The organism is Brenneria sp. L4-2C, assembly GCF_040240335.1.
In the GTDB taxonomy this organism is placed as follows: Bacteria; Pseudomonadota; Gammaproteobacteria; order Enterobacterales; family Enterobacteriaceae; genus Brenneria.
The window spans coordinates 84,940-95,741 of the sequence record NZ_JBEIAC010000018.1 but is presented as its reverse complement, the minus strand read 5'-3'; the positions used below and the strand labels follow the sequence as shown (position 1 = coordinate 95,741).

At 49.6% G+C, this 10,802-nt stretch carries 8 protein-coding genes and 1 tRNA gene; 5 read left to right on the top strand and 4 right to left on the bottom strand.

The genetic code is table 11. From position 1 onward, the window contains the following. From ABRZ26_RS20140 to mlaA, 3 genes are all read right to left on the bottom strand, one after another. Positions 1-217, bottom strand: a 217-nt coding sequence (locus ABRZ26_RS20140) for a hypothetical protein (protein ID WP_319605907.1), incomplete at its 3' end; no start/stop codon positions are given. A 378-nt stretch (positions 218-595) separates the two neighbouring features. Then, on the bottom strand, positions 596-2,185 hold the full coding sequence (mqo, locus tag ABRZ26_RS20135) for a malate dehydrogenase (quinone) (protein ID WP_319605906.1): 1,590 nt from the start codon (positions 2,183-2,185) through the stop codon (positions 596-598). A gap of 370 nt (positions 2,186-2,555) precedes the next feature. Further along, complete coding sequence (gene mlaA / locus ABRZ26_RS20130) at positions 2,556-3,317, bottom strand: phospholipid-binding lipoprotein MlaA (RefSeq protein ID WP_319605905.1); 762 nt, start codon at positions 3,315-3,317, stop codon at positions 2,556-2,558. 372 nt (positions 3,318-3,689) lie between these two features. Here mlaA and ABRZ26_RS20125 point away from each other — a divergent pair, with 372 nt between their 5' ends. The 4 genes from ABRZ26_RS20125 (at position 3,690) to ABRZ26_RS20110 (ending at position 7,651) form a co-directional block, all read left to right on the top strand. After that, entirely contained in the window at positions 3,690-4,619 is a 930-nt protein-coding gene (locus ABRZ26_RS20125) for a formate/nitrite transporter family protein (protein ID WP_319605904.1), read from the top strand. A gap of 107 nt (positions 4,620-4,726) precedes the next feature. Then, positions 4,727-4,801 (top strand) — tRNA-Arg (locus tag ABRZ26_RS20120). A gap of 652 nt (positions 4,802-5,453) precedes the next feature. Next, complete coding sequence (locus tag ABRZ26_RS20115; protein ID WP_319605903.1) at positions 5,454-5,852, top strand: H-NS family histone-like protein; 399 nt, start codon at positions 5,454-5,456, stop codon at positions 5,850-5,852. A gap of 224 nt (positions 5,853-6,076) precedes the next feature. Next, a complete protein-coding gene (locus ABRZ26_RS20110; RefSeq protein ID WP_319605902.1) occupies positions 6,077-7,651 on the top strand; it encodes a carboxylesterase/lipase family protein in 1,575 nt (524 codons plus the stop codon). A 401-nt stretch (positions 7,652-8,052) separates the two neighbouring features. On the opposite strand, the gene ABRZ26_RS20105 is transcribed toward ABRZ26_RS20110, so the two are convergent. Further along, positions 8,053-8,961: a DUF808 family protein gene (locus ABRZ26_RS20105; protein WP_319605901.1), complete on the bottom strand. Its 909-nt coding sequence runs from the start codon at positions 8,959-8,961 to the stop codon at positions 8,053-8,055. Positions 8,962-9,392: 431 nt separating this feature from the next. On the opposite strand from ABRZ26_RS20105, the gene dalD reads away from it, so the two are divergent. After that, complete coding sequence (dalD, locus tag ABRZ26_RS20100) at positions 9,393-10,802, top strand: D-arabinitol 4-dehydrogenase (RefSeq protein ID WP_319605900.1); 1,410 nt, start codon at positions 9,393-9,395, stop codon at positions 10,800-10,802.

Genomic DNA, 10,802 nt, shown 5'->3' with positions numbered 1-10,802 from the left:
TGAAGGTAAAGGAGGCGTCCTGCAACAGCATCTCGCCGGGGGCGATGTCGCGGCCGCTGGTAAAGGTTATCTGGTAGCAGTAGGTCTGGCTCAGCCCCTCGCTGGCGGTAAAGGACTCCACGTCCAGGTCGGCGCAGCCAAAGACGGACAGTTGATAACGGGCGAGCGTGGCGGTTAACGAAGAAAAAGACGAGGGTATGGCGTAATTGCGCTCCATGCGGTTTCCTTTTCATGTCCATTGAGAAATTTTATGGCGCATATTATGCCGAAAATATGATCAGCCAGGCAAGCGATTTTGATGAAAAAATATTTAAAATATCATTTAAAATCAAATTATTACAACATTAATAATATTATTTATCATTATTACAAAATGAAGAGTAAGGCGAAACAGCCGCGTTTCGATCTTACAGACAATTAAAGCGCTCATCACGACAGATTACTCAAGCAGGACGGACAGATACGGGGGAGGGAATCTTTGATCGGTAAGGGGAATTTGCGGCCGACACCGCAAGTCGCCATTGGCGGGCGGGCATAAATACTGAAAAGGTGAAAGGCCGCTTGCGCGGCCTTTTATCAGGAATGCGTTCGATCGTTATTCCGGTTTGACTTCAATATAGTTCAACTGCAAGGTGCTGCTGGTGTAGCTGCGGATCTTATTGGTCAATTCAATATTGCCGTCCAGCTTCTGATCGTAGGAAGGAATAATTTCCTTCAGCTTGGCCTGCCATTCCGGCGTCGCGACCTTATCTTTAAAGACGGTTTTCAGCAGGCTCAGCATGATCGGCGCCGCCGTGGACGCGCCCGGAGATGCGCCCAGCAAGGCGGCGATGGAACCATCCTGCGAGCTGACAATCTCGGTACCCAGCTTCAGTACGCCGCCTTTATCCGCGTCTTTCTTGATGACCTGGACGCGTTGCCCTGCAACGATCAGTTTCCAGTCTTCCTTTTTCGCGTCGGGGAAATATTCCCGTAAGGCGGCAAAGCGATCGTCGTCATCCATCATCACCTGACTGATCAGATATTTGACCAGATCGAAGTTATCCAGTCCTACATGGGTCATCGGCATGACGTTGGCGAAGGTGATTGAACCAATCAGATCCCACAGCGAGCCGTTTTTCAGGAATTTGCTGGAGAAGGTGGCGAACGGCCCGAACAGCAGCACCGGCTTACCGTCAAAAATACGGGTATCCAGATGCGGAACCGACATCGGCGGCGCGCCGACGGAGGCTTTACCATAAACTTTCGCCAGATGGCGTTTCACTAATTCTGGATTTTCCGTTACCAGAAACTCGCCGCCGACCGGAAAACCGCCGTAGCCGTCGGCTTCGGGAATCCCGGATTTCTGCAACAGTTGCAACGCCGCCCCACCCGCGCCGATAAAGACGAACCGGGCTTTGACCACGCTTTCTTTCTCACCGTTTTTCAGATCGGCGTAAGTGATGCTCCAGGTGTTATCCGCATTACGTTTGATATCGCGCACTTCGGAATTGAGATGCAGGGCGAAATTCTGCTTTTTCTGCAAAGAACTCACCAACTGGCGGGTAATTTCGCCATAGTTTACATCGGTGCCGATAGGCATGCGGGTCGCGGCGACTTTCTGCGCCGGGTCGCGGCCCTCAATGATCAGCGGCGCCCACTCTTTGATGACATTGGGATCGTCGGAGAATTCCATACCACGGTAAAGCGTGCTGTGCTGCATCGCTTCATAGCGGCGATGCAGGAAGCGGGCGTTTTCATCCCCCCACACGAAGCTGATATGCGGTACGCTGTTGATAAAGGAATTCGGGTCGTGCAGCACGCCGTTTTTAACCTGATATGACCAGAACTGACGCGATATCTCGAAGGCTTCGGTGATCTCTACCGCTTTACTGATATTGACCGGGTCGTTTTCATTCTCAGGCTCCGGCGTGTAATTCAGCTCCATAAAGGCGGAGTGACCGGTGCCGGCGTTGTTCCAGCCATTGGAACTCTCTTCCGCCACATTATCCAGACGTTCGATCATATCGATTGACCAGTCCGGCTGAAGCTCTTGCAGATAAGCGCCGAGCGTCGAACTCATAATCCCGCCGCCAATCAACACCACGTCCGTGGTTTTCTCCGTCGCGTTATTTTCTTGCGCTGTTACTTGCTGGGATATTCCCGCTACACCCAAACATAAAATCATAGTGAGTAGTTTTTTCATGCTTATATCTCTATTTCATTGAATTTTTATAATCGCAGGCAAATAGATTCTCCACGCATCCCTTACCGTCAGCATACGCTTGCCCTCATGGTGAAAACCATCATTTATGACCCTTTTGTTAATAATGTTTTTAACAAAAAAATCAGTTGGCTGACTCTTTTCAGCATAGAGAGGCGTCCGTTCTGGCTGTCGGCGTAACATTATTGTTACCAATGGGGAGAAATGACATTTTTGTAAGTAAATAAACCAACAACAATGATGTAACGTTTGCGAAACAACTCTCGTTATTCAAGCAAAGGGAACGCGTTTGCCCCTTTGATAAACGCAAAGGCGCCCGAAGGCGCCTTTCATCAGACGGAAAAAGATACCGCTATCTGGCGGAATCAATTTCATCCAGAGAATCTTCAATCGCCGCCGCGTTCGGATTCTCCGGCGGCGTGGCGTTTCCATCGCTGGCCAGGAAATCATGCCGCTGGAAATAGGCTTCACGCACCATCAGGTAAGGGTCGGAGGAGTTACGCAGCAGGCCGTCGGAATCCAGCAATTGCGCCCGCGTTTCCAACCCTTCCAGCACCCATTTGCCCGCCGACATCCAGAATGTCAGGTAGCTCAATGCCGGATAGAGGGTGTCGACGTAATTGCCGCCGTCTTCACGGATGGTGGCGCTGCCATAGCCGGGCAACACCACGTACGGCCCGTAGCCCATGCCGTAACTACCCAGCGTACTGCCGAAACGGCGAGGCTCCTCTTTTGCCAGTTTGGGATTCGCCATTGACGCCACGTCAATCAATCCCCCCATCCCTAACAGCGTATTCAGGAAAAAGCGGTTGAAATGAATCATCGCCTTATAGGGATTACCTTCGACAAAGTTGTTCACCATCGCCGCGGGTTCCGACAGGTTACCAAAAAAGTTGTTCAGCCCGTTGCGCGCCGGCGAAGGCACATAGTCCCGCCATGCAACGGCCGCCGGCCTTACCAGATAAGGGTCCAGCACGTTGTAGTTAAAGCTGAACATGGACCGGTTGAAACCTTCAAGCGGGTCTGAACGCCCGTCTTGAGACCCATCCCCGGTACTGGCGCAGCCGATAAGCAGCACGCTGGCAAGCACCACCCCGCTCAGGCGGTAATTCATATCTGTTCTCCCTGATTATATTGCGTTATACCCGCGACCGGGAATGGGGAATTCCCGGTACCTGCTTAGCCCATTCGCATGGGAAACGAAGGCGGGATATCAGTCGACAGTGTAACATTTTATTGCCCTGCTTCTACTTTGGCTTGTCCATTCATACGCTTTAACGCGTTTACCAGACCATTCTCAATCCATCCCCAAAGACAATGCGGCAATCACGCGCGGAGCGACGACGACATCCAGTCGCAAAATTCTGACTGATATGACGAGAATATAGCATAGGGTTCGCAAACCGGTGACGCTCGGGCGCTACCCTATGTGTTGAAAACGGCTACGCTTATCACAATTAGAAGAAGGAAATCAGAGAGAGTAAAGATGAATCAAACATCGGAAAAACACCGCGCGCAACAAGAAAAAACCGACCAGCATGATGATCGCAAAAACGTCGAAGAAGTAGAAAGCGAAGAAAAAAGCCAGGGAAAAGAGATCGAGGTTGATGAAAACACCCTGCCCTCGCCTGCCGCCGCCATACATGAGGAAATTCGTCAGGAAGGCGAGAAGGAGCTGGAGCGTGACGCCATGGCGCTGTTCTGGTCGGCGGTTGCCGCCGGTCTGTCGATGGGAACATCGTTCATGGCCATCGGCATGCTGCATATGAATCTGGAGGGCGTTCCCGGTGGTTTTTTACTGCAAAGTTTCGGCTATACCATCGGCTTTGTGATTGTCATTATGGCCCGCCAGCAGCTATTTACCGAGAATACCGTCACCGCCGTGCTGCCCATCATGCAAAACCCCTCCTCGCATAATTTTTACCTGTTGTTCCGGCTGTGGGGAGTGGTGCTGGCCGGCAACCTGATAGGCACGGCGCTTGCCGCGCTGGCATTCACCCATATGCCCGTTTTTGATGGCGCCACCCGCGATGCGCTCATTGAGCTATCCATGAAGGTGATGAAAAATTCGCCGGCGGAAATGTTTGCCAACGCGGTGGTATCCGGCTGGATTATTGCTTCTATGGTCTGGATGATACCGCACGCTGGCTCAGCTAAAATATGGGTCATCATCATCATGACCTGGCTGATCGCATTCAGTAATCTCACGCATATCGTCGCCGGCGCATCGGAAATTTTTTACCTGGTATTTATCGGCAACATTGCCTGGCAGGACTTCATCTGGCCTTTTGCCCTACCGACGCTGGCTGGCAACATCATCGGCGGCACCTTTATCTTCGCCCTGATGAGCCATGCCCAAATCCGTAACGACATGAGCAAGAAAACCAGTAAGGAAGCGGCAGGCCGGGGCAAGTAACCTCGCGGCGAAAAGAAAAAAACATGACTGACTGCTGACACTTTAAGCAAACGCGCGGTTAAGTGCTTATTATCCGGGTCAAAATGAGTATAATGGCCCGGTCTTACGTCCCCGTAGTTAAACGGATATAACAAGCCCCTCCTAAGGGCTAGTTACTGGTTCGATTCCAGTCGGGGACACCAGAAACGCGCCTCATATCGCAGCAATCACTTTACCTTGCTGATTTTAATGCCAATAGGCGCCTCGCCGTTCGGCAACCACGACCGCCGATTCCGATCTTGCTGGCGATATTCCAAACGACAGTCCGCGCGCCCTATAATTCATCGCGCTACGTACCGAGAGAGGTGGATATGGGTCATGTATATGTTTGGATACAGACGCGTCATACTTCGAGTACAGGCGAGTTTCTCCGGGCCGGAGCAAAGCGGCGGTTTTATCTTTTCTCTCGCAACGCGGTTTTTTTCAGCATATTAAACCGCCGCTAAAACGCAAGCACAGGCGATATAAGCTATCATTTAAAATACAAACCCATTAAATATTAAAAAGTTTTAGATCGAAAAAAACACAAACCGCATTATATTTATAACGATATATGAATAGGCTTTTCCTATCTGCTTTACGCTTTACTCCGCGAGTAGATGCCGGTATGACATCCTTGGATTTTCCGCCTCCCCTTCTTTCCCGCCCAAAATATCCGCGTAAAATATTACCCTGTAGAGAGGCGAATACCTGTTGGCATAAATTTTTCTGTATATATCAGCATAACCACTTCGTTTTATCCTAAAATATCGAGTATGCTAAATAATGTCTTTTTAACTATACAGGATAAAATAAATGACTGACGCGCTGAAAATCTTAAACAATGTTCGTACGCTACGAGCGCAGGCTCGTGAAATCGATTTGGCAACGCTGGAAGAAATGCTGGAAAAACTCACTGCCATCGTTGAAGATCGCCGGGAAGAAGAAACCAAGGTGCAACAAGAACAGGCTGAACGTCTGGCTAAACTGGAAGCCATTCGGGCTAAATTGCTCGAAGACGGCATTGATCCCTCGGAACTATTAGAGAGTGTAAAATCAAAACCGATTAAAGCGAAACGCAGTCCCAGACCAGCTAAATATAAATATACGGACGAAAACGGCAATGAACAAACATGGACGGGTCAAGGACGTACCCCTAAAGTTATCAAAGAAGCGCTTGAGAATGGTAAATCACTCGAATCCTTCGCGCTCTAAGCAAAGCCGCGATATGCATATGCCGCACTTTTTAATGTGGCGTATGCATATCGGATTGTTCTCTTAGAAATAACCGCCCAAAATCATTTAGCAAAGAAACTATCACGCCAATAAAACGCCTAACGCCAATATAATTCTGCACCGATAAAGTGCGAATCAGATCACGGATATTTATTTTGATAAGTGAAATAAATACCGGGTGTTTATTAACAGCGATGATGATCATGAAAAAAACGTATCCAGGGTTATTACTTACTTTTTCTTTATATTCAATTGGCGCCGTAGGCGCTATCCAGGGTCCCATTAACGTAACCGGCGGCATGATAGAAGGTAAGCTGTCCGCAGATAAACAACTGTCTCTATTTCAGGGTATTCCCTATGCGGCGCCGCCTGTCGGTGAATTAAGGTGGAAAAAACCACAACCGGTAAACAAATGGGACGGCATTAAAAAGACCGACGCTTTTGCCGCAGGCTGTATGCAAAAAGTAGTGACGGGCGATAAACTTCCCTGGACATCTGAATTTTTACATCAAGGCCCGATGAGTGAAGACTGCCTGTATCTCAATATCTGGAGCCCCGCGCAATCCAATAAAGATAAACTGCCCGTTATCGTATTCATTCACGGCGGCGGATTTGTTGAAGGCTCGGGGAGCGTGCCGATCTACGATGGCGAGAACCTTGCGCGCAAAAACGTTATTTTTGTAAACATTAATTATCGGTTAGGCGTCTTTGGTTTCCTTGCTCATGAAGCGCTGACGAAAGAATCAGGCAACTCCGGCAACTACGCGCTATTTGATCAAATCGCGGCGCTGCATTGGATAAAAGATAATATAGATAAATTTGGCGGCGACAGTAACAATATTACGATTATGGGGCAATCCGCGGGGGCCAATTCGATTGTTGTTTTAAATGCCTCACCTTTGGCTCACGGTTTATATAATAAAGCCATCATGGAAAGCGCTCCTGGCAGCACCATCTCCAACTATGGCATCCGTCCGGCAGAGAGCCTGGGTATTCCCCGGGCCGATGCAGAAAGAAAGGTTTCTCAATGGGCTAAATCCGCAGGCTATTCATCCTTAAACGATCTGAGGAATGCGCCGGCTAATCAGCTGGTTGAAAAATTCGCCATCAATACGCCAATAAAGGGCGCGGTCATTGATGGCGAATTATTGCCGACGCAGATAGCCGATATTTACCAAAAAAACAGGCAGAATGATGTCCCGGTTCTGGCTGGCATGAATAAAGATGAGCGAGGAAGCGAGTCCGATTACGGCAAATGGAATGTAAACGATCTCGATTCTTATGCTAAAAAATACTATGGCGAGCACCTGGATGCGTTTCATGCCTTATACAAGGCGGAGGATATCCATGATGTTGCCGTCACCCAAAAAAATATTCTCCGCGATGAACGTCTTTACGCAATGAAATGGATGGCGGACCTTAGAATTCATTATGGTCATCAGCCCAATTATTTATACTTTTTTGGTAAAGCGATTCCCTGGCAGGAACATCCAAACTTTGGCGTATTCCATTCAAGTGAACTGCCTTATGTTTTGCACAACCAATCGAAACTCAATCGGCAATGGGATGGCGTCGATAAATCACTGGAAAACGCGATGTCCTCCTATTGGGTCAATTTCGCAACCAGCGGCAACCCTAATGGCCAAGGTTTACCGGTATGGAAACCTTACAGCCGGAATGAAAAAGCCGTTATCTGCCTGGATAAGGAGATCAAAATGTGTGATTTGCTGGATAAAAACAAAGAAGAGTTAATAGCTGGGAAACGAGAAAATCTATAATATTTTATAGTAATAAAGACGACATTGAATAACGTTTTTCACTCGCCATCGATTTTTATCGATGGCTACTTTTTGTTCTCCCCCTCAATTTTTATTCGTAAAAAAATTAACAACGCGACGATAATCTTTATAATCGTATCCTCGATAGTGGGTTCAGGTAGTCATCCTGACGGATAGTGACTAGACATGATTTGCATTAGAGGAGCGTTTTTTTGAGACTCACGGTTATATTGATTGTCATTATCTCTCTGCTGACGGGCGTATTTATGTATATGAACGATACCGCGCCGTTACCCTGGTGATATGCGCTTTACTCATCTCCGGCCTCATACTTGCCCCCTTCAGTTAACTACATTCGCCAGATTCCCTACCTGCGCAGGAAATCTGGCCGAAAGGCATTGCTATGCCTTATTACGTAAACGGGAAATCAGCCCCACCACCAACAACACCACCGAACCGACGATAACGCCAATGACCAGATTAGCCAGATTCGTCATCAGCACGGCGGTCAGGCCACCGAAGCGCGCCTCAAAATCAGTAATCGTATGATGAAGCAGCGGCACGCCATGCACCACAATGCCGCCCCCGACTAAAAACATCGCCAGCGTGCCGACGATAGAGAGGAATTTCATCAGTAACGGCGCCAAGACCAGCAGTCCGGCCCCGACCTTGTTGGCAATCGCAGACGCGCGCTGCTCCAGCCACATACCAAGATCGTCCAGCTTAACGATACCGGCCACAATGCCGTACACGCCAACGGTCACCAGAAGCGCAATGCCCGACAGCACCACAACCTGATTAAGCAGCGGCGCATCGGACACAATGCCCAGCGTAATGGCGACGATCTCGGCCGAGAGGATAAAGTCAGTGCGGATCGCTCCCTTGACCTTGTCGTTCTCGTAAGCGGACGTATCAGCCTGAGCCGCCGCCAGTAACCGCTGCTGCCGGGCCTCCGGCGTTTTTTCCTCTTTACCGTGGCGCAGCGTATGCACCACTTTCTCTACCCCTTCGTAACACAAATAAGCGCCGCCAATCATCAGCAAAGGGGTAATGGCCCAGGGAGCGAATGCGCTGATCAGCAATGCCACCGGGACTAAAAACACCTTATTGAGCAAAGAACCTTTTGCGACGCGCCAAACCACCGGTAATTCGCGGTTTGCCTTTACGCCGCTCACCTGCTGGGCATTCAGAGACAGGTCATCCCCTAATACACCGGCCGTCTTTTTAACAGCCATTTTCCCCATGATGGAAATATCATCCAGCAACGTGGCGATATCATCCAAAAGCGTCAATAAACTCGCTCCAGCCAAAGTGTTTTCCTCATTAGTCCATATTTTAATAGGTTAAGGGCAAAGATAAGCCCGCAGGTGCAAAATCATCATAGACGGAATCCTCGCGGATTCCCATTCGCGCCTTACCGGCCTCTTGTGGCGGTCATTAGCGGGATGATTTTTTGCGTCCGCCGTTTAAAAGCGCGACGACACACGCCGGATAAAACCCCAAGATAACAAATAAAAATCAATTAGTTAAAAAGACAAATACGCAACTGAACCGCCAGCAAGGGAAATCCGGCTAACAAGCGCGGCATGGATAAAATATCGATTATTGGTTAGCCGAAAAGTGTTTATAAAAACGCCAAAATTTAACCTAACCAACTAATAAATAGTGAATTTTTATTATGCCAAAAAAAATGTTAACCTTAACAGTGGATAAATAATCTCCACTGGAGTAAGGATAAGGTTTGCCTATATCGACAAAAAATACTTCAACCTGGCTGCACCTGGGTGCAGGCGCATTTTTCCGGGCTCACCAAGCCTGGTATCTTAATCAGTTGCGACGACAGGGTGACGACCACTGGCATATGGCGTTATCCAACATCCGCAATAGCTCCACGCAAAAAACGCTGCAACAGCTCAAATCTCAAAACGGCCGCTATACACTTGAAACGATCTCTCCTGAAGGGGAACGCAACTATGAAACCATAGATGCGGTGGATCAAATCCTGCTGTGGGATAGTCGTCTCGCTTCAACCGTCGCCGTCGGGGCCGCCCCAAACACTGAAATTATTTCTTTCACCGTTACCGAAGGTGGATATTTCCTGGATGACGATGGTCATCTCGACGTATCTCACCCCGCCATCAAGGCCGACCTTCTCGATGAAGGTGAAATAAATACTTTATACGGAGCGCTGACGCTGATCCTGACCGCTCGCCAGCAGCAAAAAAACGGCCCGGTCACGCTACTCTGCTGCGATAACCTGAGTCAGAACGGCGACAGTTTTTCCCAGGGGATGCGTGAGTTTCTGGCCGCCAAACAACGTTCCGATCTGATTGACTGGATGAAGGAGCACACCAGCGCGCCGAACAGCATGGTCGACCGCATCACGCCGAAATTCGATGATGCGCTCTATGAACGTCTGGAACGGCAAGGGATTACCGGTGATGCCGCGCCATTGTCCTGCGAAAGTTTTGCCCGCTGGGTGATTGAAGATCGCTTTGCCGGTAAACGTCCCGCGCTGGAGCAGGTTGGCGTCGAGTTTGTCGACGACGTGACGCCGGTCGAAGAGGCCAAAATTCGTCTGCTCAATGCCAGCCACAGCGGTATCGCCTGGGCCGGCGCCTTGCAGGGCAAACGCTATATCGATGAAAGCCTTTCCCAACAGGTAACCGACTGGATCCGCGATTACGTTCTGCAAGACGTCGGTTTTGCACTGCAACAGCGCGCTATCGATCTCGATCTGCCGGCCGAATGCGATAGCGTCCTCGCCCGGTTCGGCAATCGTTGGGTTCGCGATACGGTCGCGCGCGTATCATCCGATAGCATCGCCAAGCTGCATGGTTTTATCGTTCCGACCCTGAAGGATTGTTACCGTCAGGGGAAAGTGCCGCGGGCGACATTACGTTTACCCGCGCTGTTTTTTCTCTTTATGCAGCAGTACCACAAGAACGCGCTGCCGTTCAGCTACGACGATCGCGCGATTGACAGCATTGATGTGGCAAGTATTTTCACCGCGGACGATCCGCTGACCGCATTTGCCAATCAGTCCGCATTATTCGGCATGGTTCGTCGCCAGGAGGGGGTCGCCGGCCATCTGCGCGCCGCCGTTGACGAGGTTCAGACGATCCTCCATGCATTACCTAAGGGGAAATGA